The sequence below is a fragment of the Pseudomonas sp. R4-39-08 genome (genome assembly GCF_003852275.1).
GTDB lineage: Bacteria > Pseudomonadota > Gammaproteobacteria > Pseudomonadales > Pseudomonadaceae > Aquipseudomonas.
Window position 1 is genome coordinate 3355958 of the sequence record NZ_CP027733.1, and the last position, 15642, is coordinate 3371599.

General features: G+C 63.0%; 12 protein-coding genes. 6 read left to right on the forward strand and 6 right to left on the reverse strand.

Features of this window, described 5'->3' with window-relative positions:
• Window positions 1–3: 3 nt before the first annotated feature.
• Window positions 4–816 (reverse strand): crotonase/enoyl-CoA hydratase family protein, encoded by an 813-nt coding sequence (locus C4J88_RS15500; RefSeq protein WP_124407470.1) that lies wholly within the window; start codon window positions 814–816, stop codon window positions 4–6.
• A 161-nt stretch (window positions 817–977) separates the two neighbouring features.
• Between C4J88_RS15500 and C4J88_RS15505 the strand changes: the two genes are divergently transcribed.
• From C4J88_RS15505 to C4J88_RS15515, 3 genes are all read left to right on the forward strand, one after another.
• A complete protein-coding gene (locus C4J88_RS15505; protein WP_124407471.1) occupies window positions 978–1532 on the forward strand; it encodes a UPF0149 family protein in 555 nt (184 codons plus the stop codon).
• A gap of 91 nt (window positions 1533–1623) precedes the next feature.
• Complete coding sequence (gene aroA / locus C4J88_RS15510) at window positions 1624–2880, forward strand: 3-phosphoshikimate 1-carboxyvinyltransferase (protein WP_124407472.1); 1257 nt, start codon at window positions 1624–1626, stop codon at window positions 2878–2880.
• A 32-nt stretch (window positions 2881–2912) separates the two neighbouring features.
• Window positions 2913–3302 carry a hypothetical protein gene (locus tag C4J88_RS15515; RefSeq protein WP_124407473.1) on the forward strand — a complete coding sequence of 130 codons (390 nt, stop codon included), beginning with the start codon at window positions 2913–2915 and terminating at the stop codon, window positions 3300–3302.
• A gap of 1 nt (window position 3303) precedes the next feature.
• Here the strand turns inward: C4J88_RS15515 and C4J88_RS15520 are convergent, their stop codons facing one another.
• Complete coding sequence (locus tag C4J88_RS15520; RefSeq protein ID WP_124407474.1) at window positions 3304–3903, reverse strand: NAD(P)H-dependent oxidoreductase; 600 nt, start codon at window positions 3901–3903, stop codon at window positions 3304–3306.
• Window positions 3904–3975: 72 nt separating this feature from the next.
• On the opposite strand from C4J88_RS15520, the gene C4J88_RS15525 reads away from it, so the two are divergent.
• On the forward strand, window positions 3976–4578 hold the full coding sequence (locus tag C4J88_RS15525; RefSeq protein ID WP_124407475.1) for a TetR/AcrR family transcriptional regulator: 603 nt from the start codon (window positions 3976–3978) through the stop codon (window positions 4576–4578).
• Between the two features lie 135 nt (window positions 4579–4713).
• Here C4J88_RS15525 and C4J88_RS15530 read toward each other — a convergent pair whose 3' ends face one another.
• Window positions 4714–5385, reverse strand: a complete 672-nt coding sequence (locus tag C4J88_RS15530) for a GNAT family N-acetyltransferase (protein ID WP_124407476.1) — start codon at window positions 5383–5385, stop codon at window positions 4714–4716.
• A 176-nt stretch (window positions 5386–5561) separates the two neighbouring features.
• Between C4J88_RS15530 and C4J88_RS15535 the strand changes: the two genes are divergently transcribed.
• Together C4J88_RS15535 and C4J88_RS15540 are read left to right on the forward strand one after the other, a co-directional pair.
• Window positions 5562–6413, forward strand: coding sequence for a CAP domain-containing protein (locus C4J88_RS15535; protein ID WP_124363163.1), 852 nt, complete (start codon window positions 5562–5564; stop codon window positions 6411–6413).
• Between the two features lie 171 nt (window positions 6414–6584).
• Complete coding sequence (locus C4J88_RS15540) at window positions 6585–8789, forward strand: ATP-binding protein (RefSeq protein WP_124407477.1); 2205 nt, start codon at window positions 6585–6587, stop codon at window positions 8787–8789.
• On the opposite strand, the gene C4J88_RS15545 is transcribed toward C4J88_RS15540, so the two are convergent.
• The 3 genes from C4J88_RS15545 to treS form a co-directional block, all read right to left on the reverse strand.
• Window positions 8768–9895, reverse strand: coding sequence for a diguanylate cyclase (locus C4J88_RS15545; protein WP_124407478.1), 1128 nt, complete (start codon window positions 9893–9895; stop codon window positions 8768–8770). The two genes, C4J88_RS15540 and C4J88_RS15545, sit on opposite strands and share 22 nt — an antisense overlap.
• A 90-nt stretch (window positions 9896–9985) precedes the next feature.
• Complete coding sequence (glgB, locus tag C4J88_RS15550) at window positions 9986–12223, reverse strand: 1,4-alpha-glucan branching protein GlgB (protein WP_124407479.1); 2238 nt, start codon at window positions 12221–12223, stop codon at window positions 9986–9988.
• On the reverse strand, window positions 12220–15567 hold the full coding sequence (gene treS, locus C4J88_RS15555) for a maltose alpha-D-glucosyltransferase (protein WP_124407480.1): 3348 nt from the start codon (window positions 15565–15567) through the stop codon (window positions 12220–12222). The genes glgB and treS overlap by 4 nt, the downstream gene beginning before the upstream one ends.
• Between the last annotated feature and the right edge of the window lie 75 nt (window positions 15568–15642).

The window sequence follows — 15642 nt, forward strand, 5'->3', positions numbered from 1 at the left end:
CGATCAATCCAAGAATTCGGGTGCCTGCTTGCTCATATGGGCCGCGATGGCCACGCGCAGGTCGTTGGATTGCAACATAGCCGAGTTCCAGGTGGCAACGTATTCCAGGCCGTCGTTGAGAGTGTGGTCGCGCATATAGCTGATCATGGCCTTGGTGCCGGCCACGGCAATCGGCGACTTGGCGGCGATTTCATGGGCAATGGCCATGACCCCGGCCAACAGGCTGGCCTGGTCAGCAAACACGCGGTTGACCAGGCCGATGCTGCGCGCTTCCTCGGCACCGAACTGACGACCGGTGTAGGCCAGTTCGCGCAACATACCGTCGCCGACGATGCGGGGCAGGCGTTGCAAGGTGCCGACGTCGGCGGCCATACCCATGTCGATTTCCTTGATCGAGAACTGCGCGTCCTCGGCGGCGTAGCGCATGTCGCAGGCGCTGATCAGGTCAATGGCGCCGCCGATGCAGTAGCCGTGGATCGCTGCCAGTACCGGCTTGCGGCAGTTGTCGACCGCATTGAACGAGGCTTGCAGCCCGAGGATTTTGCGCCGCAGCAGGCGCGCATTGCGGCCCACATCCTTGCCCAACTCATTGGCCACCGAGGCCAGCAGCATCAGGTCGATGCCGGAAGAAAAGTGCTTGCCGGCACCACTGAGCACCACGGCGCGCACGGCATCGGTGTCGTCGACCCATTGGAAGATCTCGATGATTTCGCGCCAGAACGCCGCGTTCATCGCGTTGATCTTTTCCGGGCGATTGATCTGCACATGGGCAACGTTGCCGCTGAGTTCCACTACGAACGCTTGGTATTCGGACATGGCCGTGATCCCTGACTGGCGAGTGATAAGGCCCGAACTATAACAAGGGCAGGCAACGGCGCATCGGCCAAAAGCGGGACTGGCAAAAAACCTTGCCAGGCGCCATCCTTGGCGCTTTAAGCCGCCCCACCGCGGCGTTCGACGTTTGAAGGATATGCCCCATGCACGCCCAGCCGCTCACCCCCGCCGAGTTCGACCAGATCGAAGAAACCCTGCTCAAGTACGGCGACGACCTTTCGGTGCTCAACGTCGCCGAACTCGACGGCTATTTCACCGCGCTGGTATCGAGCCCGACGCAGGTGGATATCGCCGAGTGGTTTCCGGCCATCTGGGGCGGGCAGAACCCGGACTGGGAAAGCCCCGAAGAGGCCGGGCAGGTCCTGGACCTGTGTGTACGCCACTTCAATACGCTGGCGGCGCAACTGGCCGGCAATTCCAAGGCGTTCAAGGCGCTGTTCGATGAAAAAGAGCACCAGGGCCAGGCCGTGACCCTCGCCGAAGAATGGTGCTTCGGCTATATCCGTGGCGCGGCCATCGGCAACTGGCCGCCGCTGCCCGCCGAACTGGCCACTCAGTTCGAGAAAATCTCCTGGTGCGCCGAGCAGGATAATTTCGAATTACCGACGGACCTGGATGTGCAGGCCCATCAGCAGCGGGTCAGCGAAATAGAACCGGCGGCGCGGGCGCTGCACGATTACTGGCTGAGCAAGCGCTAAATCTCGACAAGCACCGCACCTTTGGCCGATTATTCGGGTCCGCCCCGTCGGCCACTCCATGCCACCTCGCCTTGATCAGGAGCCTTGTCCCTTGAGTTCGCAGAAAACCGTGACCGTTACCCCGCCCAACTTTCCTCTCAATGGCAAGGTCGCGCCCCCCGGCTCCAAATCCATTACCAACCGCGCCCTGCTGCTGGCGGCCCTGGCCAAGGGCACCAGCCGCTTGAGCGGCGCCCTGAAGAGCGACGACACCCGTCACATGTCGGTGGCCCTGCGGCAGATGGGCGTGAGTATCGACGAGCCGGACGACACTACGTTCGTGGTCACAGGCCAGGGCAAACTGCAATTGCCGCCACAACCGCTGTTCCTCGGCAATGCCGGCACCGCCATGCGCTTTCTCACCGCTGCCGTGGCGACCGTGCACGGCACCGTGGTGCTGGACGGCGACGAGTACATGCAAAAGCGCCCGATCGGGCCGCTGCTCGCCACCCTCGGCCAGAACGGCATCCAGGTCGACAGCCCGACCGGCTGCCCACCGGTGACCGTGCACGGCGTGGGCAAAGTCCAGGCCAAGCGTTTCGAGATCGATGGCGGCCTGTCCAGCCAGTATGTCTCGGCGCTGCTGATGCTCGCGGCATGCGGCGAAGCGCCGATTGAAGTCGCCCTGACCGGCAAGGACATCGGCGCCCGTGGCTATGTGGACCTGACGCTGGACTGCATGCGTGCCTTCGGCGCCCAGGTGGAAGCCGTCGACGACACCACCTGGCGCGTGGCCCCGACCGGCTACACCGCCCATGATTACCTGATCGAACCCGACGCCTCCGCAGCCACCTACCTGTGGGCCGCAGAGGTATTGACCGGCGGCCGTATCGACATCGGTGTCGCCGCCGAGGCGTTCACCCAGCCGGACGCCAAGGCCCAGGCGCTTATCGCCCAGTTCCCGAACATGCAGGCGACGGTGGTGGGCTCGCAAATGCAGGACGCCATTCCGACCCTGGCGGTGCTCGCCGCGTTCAACGATACCCCGGTGCGTTTCACGGAACTGGCCAACCTGCGCGTCAAGGAATGTGACCGCGTGCAGGCGCTGCACGATGGCCTCAACGCAATCCGTCCGGGCCTGGCGACCATCGAGGGCGACGATCTGCTGGTTGCGGCTGACCCGGCCCTGGCAGGCACGTCCTGCAACGCCTTGATCGATACCCACGCCGACCACCGCATCGCCATGTGCTTTGCCCTGGCCGGGCTGAAAGTCGCGGGCATTCGCATTCAGGACCCGGACTGCGTGGCCAAGACCTACCCTGGATACTGGAAAGCCCTGGGCAGCCTTGGCGTAACGCTCAGCTACTAAGACAACAGCGCAGGTTCAGGGAGGGCACGCACATGACCATTCGCCAACCCTGCCCGCCCGGCGCCTGTGACTGCGAGCGCGAACGTTTACTGGAGGCGCCCGAGCCCGACCTGCGCATTCTCAACCTGACACGCCAGGAAGAAAAACGCCTGCTCGAGCGCCTGGAGAACCTCAAGAGCCTGCAGGACCTCGAGCATCTGCAGCAGCGGATGTTCGAACAGTTGGGCATCCGCCTGCATATCGCGCCGGGCCACACCGAGGTCAAGAGCATGCGCGGGATCCAGATCGTCATCGACGAGCTGCCCGGCCTGTGTCGCAAGACCCGCCAATCGATTCCAGCGGCGATCCGTCGCGGCCTGGAGAAGCAGCCGGAGATTGCCTACCGCTTGCTGGACGCCCACGACCTGTTTCGCGACGTTTGAATCACCCCGCTAACGTCTCGCGCACAAACAGCGTCTGTCCTGTCTCCCTGGCCTTGCGCAGATGCGCCTCAGCACTGTCGCTTTCCGACTCCAGCAGCAACTGCGAGGTCAACACTTGCGCTCCGCAGTAGTCGAAGATCCCGTAGTCGATCTGCGTGCGCATGGCCTGGGCATAACCGTGCCGGTCGAAGGCATCGGCATCGGCAGCCCCCAGGGCCAGCAGGTGCACCTGCAAGTGCCGCAACTTCTTGGTCACCGGTGTATCCGGGCCGTAATCGATCGCCCAGCCGTTGACGAAGACACGGTCGATCCAGCCCTTGAGCAACGCCGGCATGGACCACCAGTAGATCGGGAACACCACGACCAACGCGTCGGCGCGCTCGATGCGGGCCTGTTCGGCGAGGACATCCGCCGGCGGCGTGGCCCGGCTGCGGTGTACCCGGTGGTCGGCGGCGGTGTAGCGCGGGTCAAAGCCTTCGGCAGCGAGGTCGGCGATTTCAAAGGTGTGCCCGGAGGCGCTCAAACCGCCACCCACGTGCGCGGCCACGCTGTGCGTCAGGGATTGGCTGTCGTGATGAGCCACAACGATGAGTGCATGCATGACATTGACTCCTTTTAGGCTTAAGCTACTTTTAGTAAGTTACCTTATTTAAGTTACTTTTGGTATATAAGCATGTCAAGCGAACAATCCCCTGCCCCGCGTCGGCGTCTTTCCCGCGAAGAACGCCTGCAACAGTTATTGGAAACCGCCTGGCAACTGGTGCGCGAGGAAGGCACCGACGCCCTGACCCTGGGGCGCCTGGCCGAGCTGGCCGGGGTGACCAAACCGGTGGTGTACGATCATTTCGTCAACCGCTCGGGCCTGTTGGCCGCGCTGTATGAAGATTTCGATGGGCGCCAGAACCAGGTGTTTGTCGACGCCATCGAGGCCAGCAGCGCGACGCTTGAAGCGCGCGCGTGGGTGATCGCCTCGTCCTATGTGGATTGCGTGTTGCTGCAGGGCCGCGAGATTCCGGGGGTAACGGCGGCGCTCAGGGGCTCGCCGGAGCTGGAGGCGCTCAAGCGCAAGTACGAGGCCATCTTCCTCGACAAATGCCGCGATGCCCTGGCGCCCTTCGCGCCGGGAGGCACGCTTTCCCAAGCGGGCCTGCGCGCCATGCTGGGCGCGGCCGAAGCCTTGTCCCATGCCGCAGCCAGCGCGGAAATCAGCCGCGAAGAAGCGCAGCAGGAACTGCTGGCGACCATCCTGGCGATGGTCAAGCGCGGCGCCGCCTGAGGCTGGAAAGGTCATCGGCTAAAAGCAGATCAATGTGGGAGGGGGCTTGCTCCCGATAGCGGTGGTTCAGTCGATTGATAGGTGACTGACACACCGCCATCGGGAGCAAGCCCCCTCCCACAGTGTCACCGGTTCTCAACCCAAGCGTTCGTTTACAAACCGCTGCACCTTGCGCGTCAATTGATCCAGGTGCCGGTCGCGCTGCTTTTCCGCGTCCACCATCGCGCGCTTTCCGTGCTTTTGCAGCAGGTAGGTATGGATCTGCCGCACTTCCAATGAGCTGTAGATAGCCGCCACGTCGAGCACGCCCATCAACCCATCGGTGCCGTAGTCCCGCGTATTCATCAGCACTTGGGTGCCACGCGCGCCGCGCACCTGGAAGCCCATCGCTTCGAATGCCGGGACCTTCTCCACCGAGCACGCCAGCTCCCCATGGGGATAGCGCGCCAACACGTCACCCAGCATGGCCCGGGCCACGCCTTGGCGCCTGAAAGCCGAGTGCACGGCCATAAAGGCCACGCCACAGGCTTGAGGGTCGTCCTTCACCGGGAGGTACAGGCAAAAGCCAACGACGGTCTCCTCCTGCATCGCCACGAGCAGTTCAACGCTGATGCCCTTCGATCCATCCAGCGCCTCCAGGTACAGGTGCACCTCAAACCCGATGGCGTACTGGTAAATGTTGTAGAGCAGGTTGCTGGGCGCCAGTGCCACGCTGCTGATGTCGGTGAGGTTGTCGACCACCAGCTGCAGGATCTGGCTGTTGACCGATTCGGGGCACGGCGTGGTGTAGCGGGTAAGGCTGAACATGCAAATTCCTGGGGTTTCACGTCAAGGCAGTGGCGATTGTACCTGTTGCACGCCGTGAAGCCTCGGCCCTCAACAGCCGGCACTCAAGCATTGAACAAAAAAAGTTCGGACCAACGGGTGCATGCACGCACCTGGATCGCGCATCATGGGCACTTTCAAGCTCAAGGGTAACGTCCATGCGCGTTCTGTCATTGATGATGGGTCTTACGACGCTGGCCGCCAGTACGGTGTTCTGCGCCAGCGCGATGGCGAATGAAGAAAGTCAGTTGGTACAACAGATCAACCAGTACCGCAGCCAGGTGCAGCGCTGCGGCGACCAGGGTTCCCAGGAGTTGCCGCCGCTGAACAGTGATACACGGCTGGTGCTGCCGGCCACCAATGTCGGCGATTTGCAGCAGTCGCTGGCGCGGGCCGCGTACCCCATGGTCAACGTGCAGGCCATCAGCCTGTCCGGGCCCAGGGATGCCGAGGCCGCCATGAAAGCGGTGCGTGAAAGCTTCTGTCGCGTGGTACTCGACCCGCAATTCGTCGACATCGGCGTGAGCAACAGCGGCCAGGACTGGCGCATTGTGCTCGCCCGCCCGCTGCTGACCAGCGGCCTGGGCGACTGGCAGACCGAAGGCCGCAAACTGCTCGACCTGATCAACGCCGCCCGCGCCCAGCCGCGCCAGTGCGGCACCCAGGCGTTCACCGCGACCACGCCGCTGTCGTGGAACGACGATCTGGCCGGTGCCGCCAACAGCCATACCCGCAACATGGCCAACGGCAACTTTTTCGATCATCTCGACCACGACGGCCGTACCCCCGGCGATCGCGCCGAGCTGGCCGGGTATATCGCAAAAAACATCGGCGAAAACATCGCCGCCGGCCTCGATACCCCACGCAAGGTGCTCGACGGTTGGCTCGCCAGCCCCGGCCATTGCGCCAACCTGATGAACCCGCAATTTCGTGAATTGGGCGCCGCCTATGCAATGGACCCAAAAAGCGATGCGGGCATCTATTGGACGGGGCTGTTCGGCGCGCAATAACGGTGGGCGGCGGCCCAGCCCTGCGACCACTCGTTCCGCCAAATGGGCAATGAAATCAAAGGGCCACCTAGGAGATAATAGCGCTGAACTGATCCAGGTCATTCCGGTCTGTTGCAAGTGGTCTGACCTCTTCAAAGCCTAACAACGCGTAGCGAGCAAGGTGTGAACCCAATGATGAATTGGCTGCAAGGCAGCAGCGTAATGGCAGAGCGGGTTCGTCGGCATGATTGGGCCAGTACGCCCCTGGGGCCGGTTGAACACTGGCCGGACGTGTTGAAGACAACCGTTGCGCTGTGCTTCGCCTCCAGCTTTCCCCAAGCCATCGTCTGGGGGCCTGAGTTGATCACGCTCCACAACGATGCATTCGTGCCGATCCTGGGCAACAAGCCCGACGCCCTGGGCCGTCCGTTCAACGAGGTGTGGCACGAGGCATGGGATGACATCCGCCCTATCGCCGACACCGCGTTCGCCGGGCAGGCCACCTATATCGAAAACTTTCCGCTGTTGATCCTGCGTGACGACACGCCTGAACAAGCGTACTTCACCTTTTGCTACAGCCCGATCCGTGATGCAAAAGGCGCGGTAGTGGGGTTGCTCGATACCGTGACCGAAACCACCGCCACGGTCTTCCTCACCCGGCGCCTGGCCGTGCTGGACGCCATCGGCAACAGCGTTGCCACGGCCACCGACCCCGAAGCGATCATGATGTCGACCACCCGCTTGCTGGCCGAACACCTGCAAGTGTCGATTTGCGCCTACGCCGACATGGAAGACGATCAAGACAGCTTTACCATTCGCGGCGACTGGTCGGCGCAAGGCTCGCCGAGCATCATCGGCCATTACAGCCTGGCTGCGTTCGGTGAGCGCGCGGTGGCCTGCCTGCGCGCCGGCGAGCCTCTGGTGATCGGCAATAACCTGCTCGAGTTGCCGGCCCATGAAGCCGCGAACTTCCAGGCACTCGGTGTAACGGCGACCATTTGTATGCCGTTGATCAAAGACGGCCGCCTCACCGCGCTGATGGCCGTGCACGACAAACAGCCCCGCCACTGGTCCTCCTATGACCTGGCGCTGTTGGGCGAAGTCACCGAACGTTCCTGGGCGCATATCGAGCGCGTACGCGCCGATGCTGTGGTGCGTGAGGGCCTGGCGGCCTATACCGAACTCAATGCGACCCTGGAACAGCGCGTCGAAGAACGCACACGCGCCCTCGCCCAGGCCGAAGCCGCGTTGCGCCAGTCGCAAAAGCTCGAGGCCATCGGCCAACTCACCGGCGGCGTCGCCCATGATTTCAATAACCTGCTGACGATCATTCGCTCATCCGTGGACTTCCTGCGCCAGCCGGGGCTCTCGGAAGAACGCCGGCAACGCTATATGGGCGCGGTGTCCGATACCGTCGAGCGGGCCAGCAAGCTCACCAGCCAACTGCTCGCCTTCGCCCGCCGCCAGCCGTTGAATCCGCAGGTGTTCGATGTCAGCCAACGGGTGCGCAACATCGGCGACATGCTCGAGAGCGTCACCGGCGCACGCATTCAGGTGCAGGTGCAATTGCCTGACCAGCCTTGCTATGCGCGCATCGATCCCAGCCAGTTCGAAACCGCCCTGATCAACATCGCCCTCAATGCCCGCGACGCCATGGACGGCCAGGGCAGCCTGACCATCAAGGTCGCCGCCCAGCAACCGCTGCCGCGCATCCGCGGGGATGCCGAGTCGCGCCTGCCCTACATCGCTATTTCCCTGGCCGACACGGGCGTGGGCATTCCCGGCGATACCGTCGAACGCATTTTCGAGCCGTTCTTCACCACCAAGGCCGTCGGCAAGGGCACCGGCCTGGGCTTGTCGCAGGTGTTCGGCTTTGCCAAGCAATCGGGCGGCAATATCGATGTGGCCAGCACCCTGGGGCAAGGCACGGTGTTCACCCTGTACCTGCCCGAGGTGGAAGGCGAAGCCGCGCCCCGGCAGGACGCAGAGCAAGACCTTACACCCCCGCTGGACCTGGCCCAACGGCATGTACTGATCGTGGAGGACAACCTGGAGGTGGGACGCTTCGCCAGCCAGATCCTCAAGGATCTGGGTTACCAGACCACCTGGGCCACCAACGCCGAACAGGCGCTGACGCTGGCCGGCAACGACGCCCAGGCCTTCGACGCGGTGTTCTCGGATGTGGTGATGCCTGGGATGACCGGCGTCGCCATGGCCAAGCTGATGCGCCAGCGCCGGGCGGACCTGCCGGTAGTGCTGGTCTCCGGATACAGCGAAGAACTGGCGGACAGTGGTTATGAAGGCTTTGAATTCCTCGCCAAACCCTACTCCGCCGAACAGGTTGCGCGCGCGTTGGCCAAGGCCATGGCCAAGGATCAGCCCGCCACGGCCACCTGATTGCGGCCCAGCGCCTTGGCCCGGTACAGCGCCTTGTCGGCGCTGTCCATCAAGCCATACAAGTCCAGCGCCTGGGTATGGGTCGAAGCCAGGCCCAGGCTGGCACTCAAGCCCTGCACTGGGTCGGCCCTCAGGTCGCCAATGGCCTGGACCAGTTGCTCGGCGATGCTGCGCGCGGTTTCCAGGGAGGTATTGGGCAGCAATATTGCGAACTCTTCGCCTCCCAGGCGGCCGTACACATCGACCTGGCGAAACGAGGTGCTGATCACGCTGCCAATCTGGCGCAACACCTGATCACCGGCTTGGTGCCCGTAGGTGTCATTGATGGTTTTGAAGTGATCCATGTCCAGCATCAGCACACACAGCGGCTGCTGCTCGCGCCGGCACTGGGCATAGAGCGCCTGGGCCTGTTCGAAAAAGGCCCGACGGTTCATCAACCCGGTCAGCTCATCGGTCTGGGAGGCGTGGGTTGAAATGGTGTGGGCGCGCTCCATTTGCCGGGTCAGGCGAAAGGCTTTTTCCAGGGCGTCGGACAGTTTGTGCGTGGCGGCCGCCACAAAGGACGAGAACACCAATACCGCCAGCGCCACGCCGACCTGCATCGGCGACGGCTGGAACAGCAGCCACAGGGCACAGGGCAACAGCACCAGGCCCATGGACCCCAGCGACATGTAGCGATAAGCCGAATAGCAGGACACCGCGCCGACCGACATGCCCACGGCGAACAGCATGACCAGCACCTGGGACACGCGGTCATCCACCGGCATCACCGCCAGCGCCCCGCCCCCCCAGATGCCCGCCGACAGCATCAGTGTCACCCAGTAACGCCGCTCCCACCGCGCCGGCGTGCGCTCGCTGTCGGGACAGCGGAACCATTCAAGGAACAATTGCAGGCGCAGCAGTGACGAACCGGCCAGCAGCACCAGCCATATCAGGATCAGCTGCTGGTCGAAGCGCTCCCAGCACAGCCAGCACAGCATGAGAGCGGCCAGGTAGCTGCCAAACAGCGCCGGGAAGGACTGGCGAAACAGCTGGTGCAAACGGTCGGTGCGCACCTGCTGTTCGATAACACGGTCCGGGTCTTGCCCAAGCCCATGGCTATTCATGCGATTCGCCTGTCTGAGTGCTACGACAAAGGTGCCATTGTGGCACCCTGCCAGTAGCCCGGACAACCGCATCCGTCGCGCCAGGCGCGTTTAACTCTCCTGTGGTCGCAGAATCAACACACCCAAGGGTGGCAGGTTCAGCGACAGCGACACCGGCTGCCCGTGGCGGGGCTCATCCACGGTCTGTACCGCACCGCCATTACCGAAGTTGGACCCGGCATACATGTCGGCGTCACTGTTGATCACTTCGCTCCAGCGCCCGGCAACGGGTACGCCGACCGCATAGGCCTCACGGGGCACCGGGGTGAAGTTGGCGACGACCAGCACTGGTTTGCTGTCCTTGCTCCAGCGCAGCCAGGCATAGACGCTGTTGATCGCATCGTCGCCAATCAGCCACTGGAAGCCCTGGGGCGCGTCATCCTGCTCGTGCAGCGCCGGTTCCTCGCGGTACAGGCGGTTCAAGTCGCCCACCAGCTTTTGCACCCCACGGTGCTCGGGGTATTGCAACAGGTACCAGTCCAGTTGCTGATCGTGGTTCCACTCGCGCCACTGGCCGAACTCGCAGCCCATGAACAGCAGCTTCTTGCCAGGGTGCATCCACATGAAACTCAAGTAGGCACGCAGGTTGGCGAATTTCTGCCAGCGGTCGCCGGGCATCTTGTCGATCAGCGAGTGCTTGCCGTGCACCACTTCGTCGTGGGAAATCGGCAGGATAAACCGCTCGGACCAGGCATACACCAGGCCGAAACTCAGCTCGTTGTGGTGATGGGCGCGGTACACCGGATCTTGCTGGATGTAATGCAGCGAGTCGTGCATCCAGCCCATGTTCCATTTGTAGTTGAAGCCCAGGCCGCCTTGCTGGGTGCTTTGGCTCACCCCCGGCCACGCGGTGGATTCCTCGGCGATCACCAGGGCGCCCGGTGCCTCCAGCGCCACCACGTCGTTCAAGTGGCGCAGGAAATCGATGGCTTCCAGGTTCTCGCGGCCACCGTGACGGTTGGGCACCCATTCACCGGCTTTGCGCGAATAGTCGCGATACAGCATCGAGGCCACCGCATCCACGCGCAGGCCGTCGACGTGGAAGTGCTTGAGCCAGTGCAATGCCGAGGCGAGCATGAAACCGTGCACCTCGGTGCGGCCCAGGTTGTAGATCAGGGTGTCCCAGTCCTGGTGGAAACCTTCCAGCGGGTTGGCGTATTCGTACAGCGCGGTGCCGTCGAACTGCGCCAGGCCGTGGGTGTCCGTCGGGAAATGCGCCGGCACCCAGTCAAGGATCACGCCGATGTCCGCCTGGTGGCAGGCGTTGACGAAATATGCGAAATCTTCCGGCGAGCCAAAGCGTGCGCTAGGCGCGAACTGGGACAAGGCCTGATAGCCCCACGAACCGCCGAAGGGATGCTCCATGATCGGCATCAGCTCGATATGGGTGAAGCCCAGTTGCTGCACATAGGGAATCAGCCGCTCGGACAGTTCGCGCCAGCCGTACTGGCGTGACACTTCCCCGGCCTCGTCCAGCTCGCATTGCCATGACCCTACGTGCAGTTCGTAGATCGACAGCGGCGCGGTGGATTTCTGTTTGTCACCTCTAGCCTGCATCCACTCATGGTCCTGCCAGTCCACCTGCAATGGCGCGGCGACCTTCGAGGCTGTGTCCGGCGGCAGCTGGGTGGCCAGGGCCATCGGGTCGGCCTTGAGCGGCAAAATGCCGTGGGCACCGAGAATCTCGTACTTGTAGGCCGCCCCCGGTTGCAGACGCGGGATGAAAATCTCCCACACGCCCGATGGATGGCGCAGGCGCATCGGATGCCGGCGACCGTCCCAGATGTTGAAGTCGCCCACCACCGAGACCCGTCGGGCATTCGGCGCCCACACGGCGAAACGTACGCCCTGCACGCCGTCGACCGTGGTCACCTGGGCGCCCAGGCAACTGCCCAGGTCGCGGTGGTTGCCTTCGGCAAACAGGTACAGGTCCATTTCACCGAGCAGCAATTGGTTGAAGCTGTACGGGTCTTCAGTGATCTGCTCGCCGCCGGCCCACTGGATCTTGAGCAGGTAAGCCTGACGCGTGCTGAAGTGCCCGACGAACAGCCCCGGCACCTGGCTGGCGTCGAGGCTGCCGATCGGCTCGCCACTGTCACGCGCCAGTACCTGGACACTCAAGGCTTCGGGCAGGAACGCGCGGATAAACTGCCCGCCCTGCTCATCATCATGCGGCCCAAGGATCGAGAATGGATCGTGGTGCTCGGCGCGTACCAGCGCCTCGACGTCCTTGGACGCCGGCATTGCAGTCAACTTGGGCTGCAGCGGTTCTCTTTGCGTAAAACTCATGACGTCTCCCCACCGCGTGCAGTTTTCGATTCAGGTGTAAGCCCGCTGAGCAAACCGTGCAACCCTTGCAAGGGCACCGGCAACCAGCTCGGGCGATTTTCCGCTTCGTAGGCCACTTCATACGCGGCCTTCTCCAGGCTGAACAACGTCAGCGCGGCGTCCTGGCCGTTGGCATCCTGCCAGTCATGCGCCAGTGTAGCCGTCGCCGCCTGATAAGCCTGGGTAAATGCCTGGCGGGCTTCACTCAGGTAACGCTCGGTCACGCGCCGTCGCGCGGCGTCAGCTTCCGGCGATTGATCAACCCCTTGCACGTTCAGGGCCATGGCCGCTGCGTAATCGAAGGATCGCAACACTCCACTCACGTCCTTGTAGGGGCTGTGCTTGCCGCGCCGTTCATGCAGCGGCCGCGCCGGTTCGCCTTCAAAGTCGATCAGATAGGCATCGCCCTTGACCACCAGTACCTGGCCCAGGTGCAAGTCACCGTGGACGCGAATCCGCAACCCGCCCAGCGTGGCTTTCGCCAGCGCCTGGACATGGCTGCCGATGGCTTTTTTCTGCGCCAGTAATTCACTGACCAGCGCCTGATCGGCGGGGTTCAACTGGCTTTGATTTACTTTGAGCAACTGCAGGGCCCGCTCGATCTGCGCCCCCACATCCTTGGCCCAGGCCTGGGTGTCCTTGACCGAAGTGACTTCGGGCTTGAAGTCCTTGTTCTGGGTAGGCGCGCCCAACACCACGTGCATCTCGCCCAGACGCTGGCCGAGCAGGCCGGCAAAGTCGGCCAGTTCGCCCAGAGCGTTGTAATGCTGCTCCTGTTCGGAAATCGCCTCGGCCAGTTCGTCGCGAATGGCGCGTTCGAGGTTGTTCTGGGTCCAGCTCCAGGCGTCGCCCTGGTTGCTCAAGTAGCCCTGGGCAATCATCAGCAGGTTGTCCTGGCCCTGGGCGTCGCGCCGGCTCATCGAGCCCATCAACGGCGAAATGTTCGGGTATTCGGCTGCGGTCAGGTAGGCGCTCATTTCCAGTTCCGGGTGCACCCCGGCACTGACTTTGCGGATCAGCTTGAGCACCAGGCTCTCGCCGACCACCACCGAACTGTTGGACTGCTCGGCAGACAAGTAGCGCACCGCTGATTCATCCGTCAGCTGCAAGGCTGCCAGGTGCGGCGTGGCCTCAAAGCGCAGGTCACCCTCGCTGCTATTGAGTACGGTGCCGGCCTGCAGGCTTTGGATCACACTGCGCACAAAATGCTCGAGGCTGAACGCGTCGGTGACCAGCCCTACCTGGCGGCTGCGCCGTACGCGGGCCATTGCCAATTGTTGCGGCAAGGCGCTGGTGAGCTGGTCCTCGCCAAGAAAGCCGAACGGCAGCTGATACCGGCTGGTCTGGCCCGCGCTGGTGACGTCGATCTCGCTGAGCAGCACCGGGTGCTGGGCGTCGCCGAAGCGCACGCCGTAGGCGATATGCACACTATCGATGGTGGCGTCCTTACCGGCGAACCAGCGGCGCTTGGGCAGCCAGGCCGGCAGCGAAGTGTGCTCCAGGGTGGTGCGGCAGGGGTCTTCCAGTAACTCTTCCATACGTTTTTTCAACACCAATGTCGTGAAGTCAGGAATGCTCTGGGCCGGTTCCACATGCCAGCTGGGCATCTGGTTTTCCGCCGCCAGCACGAACCAATAGAAGCCATAGGGCGCCAGGGTCAGCAGGAAATTCAGTTGGCCGATGGGCGGGAACGCGTTACCGCCGAGCATCTCGACCGGCACCATGCCGGCGAACGCCGACAGGTCCAGCTCCGCCGCCTGGGCACTGCGCGAGACGTTGGCCACGCACAGGATTGTTTCAGTGCGGCCGTCCTCTCCGGTGTACTCACGGGTATAGGCCAGGATGCGGCGATTGCTCGGCGACAGCATTTTCAGGCTGCCACGGCCAAACGCCTTGGATTGCTTGCGCACCGCCAGCATGCGCCGCGTCCAGTTCAGCAATGAGTGCGGGTCCTGGGCCTGGGTTTCGACGTTGACCGACTGATAGCCGTATTGCGCGTCCATGATCGGCGGCAGCACCAGGCTGGCCGGGTCGGCGCGGGAGAAACCACCATTGCGGTCGATGGACCATTGCATCGGCGTGCGCACGCCGTCGCGGTCGCCCAGGTAAATGTTGTCGCCCATGCCGATTTCGTCGCCGTAGTAGAGGGTCGGCGTGCCGGGCATCGACAGCAACAGGCTGTTGAGCAGTTCCACGCGGCGCCGGTCGCGCTCCACCAACGGCGCCAGGCGCCGGCGAATACCCAGGTTGATGCGTGCACGACGGTCTGCGGCATAGTAGTTCCACAGGTAGTCGCGCTCTTTGTCGGTGACCATCTCCAGGGTCAGTTCATCGTGGTTGCGCAGGAAGATCGCCCACTGGCAATTGGCCGGAATTTCCGGGGTCTGGCGCAGGATGTCGGTAATCGGAAAGCGATCTTCCTGGGCCAGGGCCATGTACATGCGCGGCATCAACGGGAAGTGGAAGGCCATATGGCATTCATCGCCGTCGTCGCCCTTCCTGTCACCGAAATAGAGTTGGGTGTCTTCGGGCCATTGGTTGGCTTCGGCCAGCAGCATGCGGTCTGGGTAATTCGCGTCGATTTCGGCGCGGATCTGTTTGAGCACCCCGTGGGTTTCGGCGAGGTTCTCGTTGTTGGTGCCGTCCCGCTCGATCAGGTAGGGAATTGCATCCAGGCGCAGGCCGTCGATGCCCAGGTCGAGCCAATAGCGCATCACCGACAGCACGGCTTTCATCACCTGGGGGTTGTCGAAGTTGAGGTCGGGCTGGTGCGAATAGAAACGGTGCCAAAAGTACTGGCCGGCCACCGGGTCCCAGGTCCAGTTGGACTTCTCGGTGTCGAGGAAGATGATCCGCGTACCGTCGTATTTCTGGTCGTCATCCGACCACACGTAGAAGTCCCGCGCCGCCGAACCCGGTTTGGCCTTGCGGGCGCGTTGGAACCAGGGGTGCTGGTCGGACGTATGGTTGATCACCAGTTCGGTGATCACCCGCAGCCCACGCTTATGGGCCTCGGCTATGAAGCGCTTGGCGTCGGCCATGGTCCCGTAGTCGCTGTGTACGCCACGGTATTCGGCGATGTCATAGCCGTCATCACGGCGTGGCGAGGGGTAGAACGGCAGCAGCCAGATGGTATTCACGCCGAGGTCGGCAATGTAGTCGAGCTTGGCAATCAGCCCGGGAAAATCGCCGATGCCGTCGTTGTTGGAGTCGAAATAGGATTTGACATGCACCTGGTAAATCACCGCGTCCTTGTACCAGAGCGGGTCCTTGATAAAGGTGGCAGCCTTGGGTTTTTTCGCCATTGGAAACTCCTGGAATGCTCAAACTCTTACAGACTGAACGCGTTCAATGTGGGAGGGGGCTTGCTCCCTCCCACA

What these genes read in the sequence shown, in the direction of transcription:
- C4J88_RS15500 (WP_124407470.1), bottom strand. Translation starts at nt 816, where the DNA reads ATGTCCGAATACCAAGCGTTCGTAGTGGAACTCAGCGGCAACGTTGCC.
- C4J88_RS15505 (WP_124407471.1), top strand. Translation starts at nt 978, where the DNA reads ATGCACGCCCAGCCGCTCACCCCCGCCGAGTTCGACCAGATCGAAGAA.
- C4J88_RS15515 (WP_124407473.1), top strand. Translation starts at nt 2,913, where the DNA reads ATGACCATTCGCCAACCCTGCCCGCCCGGCGCCTGTGACTGCGAGCGC.
- C4J88_RS15520 (WP_124407474.1), bottom strand. Translation starts at nt 3,903, where the DNA reads ATGCATGCACTCATCGTTGTGGCTCATCACGACAGCCAATCCCTGACG.
- C4J88_RS15525 (WP_124407475.1), top strand. Translation starts at nt 3,976, where the DNA reads ATGTCAAGCGAACAATCCCCTGCCCCGCGTCGGCGTCTTTCCCGCGAA.
- C4J88_RS15530 (WP_124407476.1), bottom strand. Translation starts at nt 5,385, where the DNA reads ATGTTCAGCCTTACCCGCTACACCACGCCGTGCCCCGAATCGGTCAAC.
- C4J88_RS15535 (WP_124363163.1), top strand. Translation starts at nt 5,562, where the DNA reads ATGCGCGTTCTGTCATTGATGATGGGTCTTACGACGCTGGCCGCCAGT.
- C4J88_RS15540 (WP_124407477.1), top strand. Translation starts at nt 6,585, where the DNA reads ATGATGAATTGGCTGCAAGGCAGCAGCGTAATGGCAGAGCGGGTTCGT.
- C4J88_RS15545 (WP_124407478.1), bottom strand. Translation starts at nt 9,895, where the DNA reads ATGAATAGCCATGGGCTTGGGCAAGACCCGGACCGTGTTATCGAACAG.
- glgB (WP_124407479.1), bottom strand. Translation starts at nt 12,223, where the DNA reads ATGAGTTTTACGCAAAGAGAACCGCTGCAGCCCAAGTTGACTGCAATG.
- treS (WP_124407480.1), bottom strand. Translation starts at nt 15,567, where the DNA reads ATGGCGAAAAAACCCAAGGCTGCCACCTTTATCAAGGACCCGCTCTGG.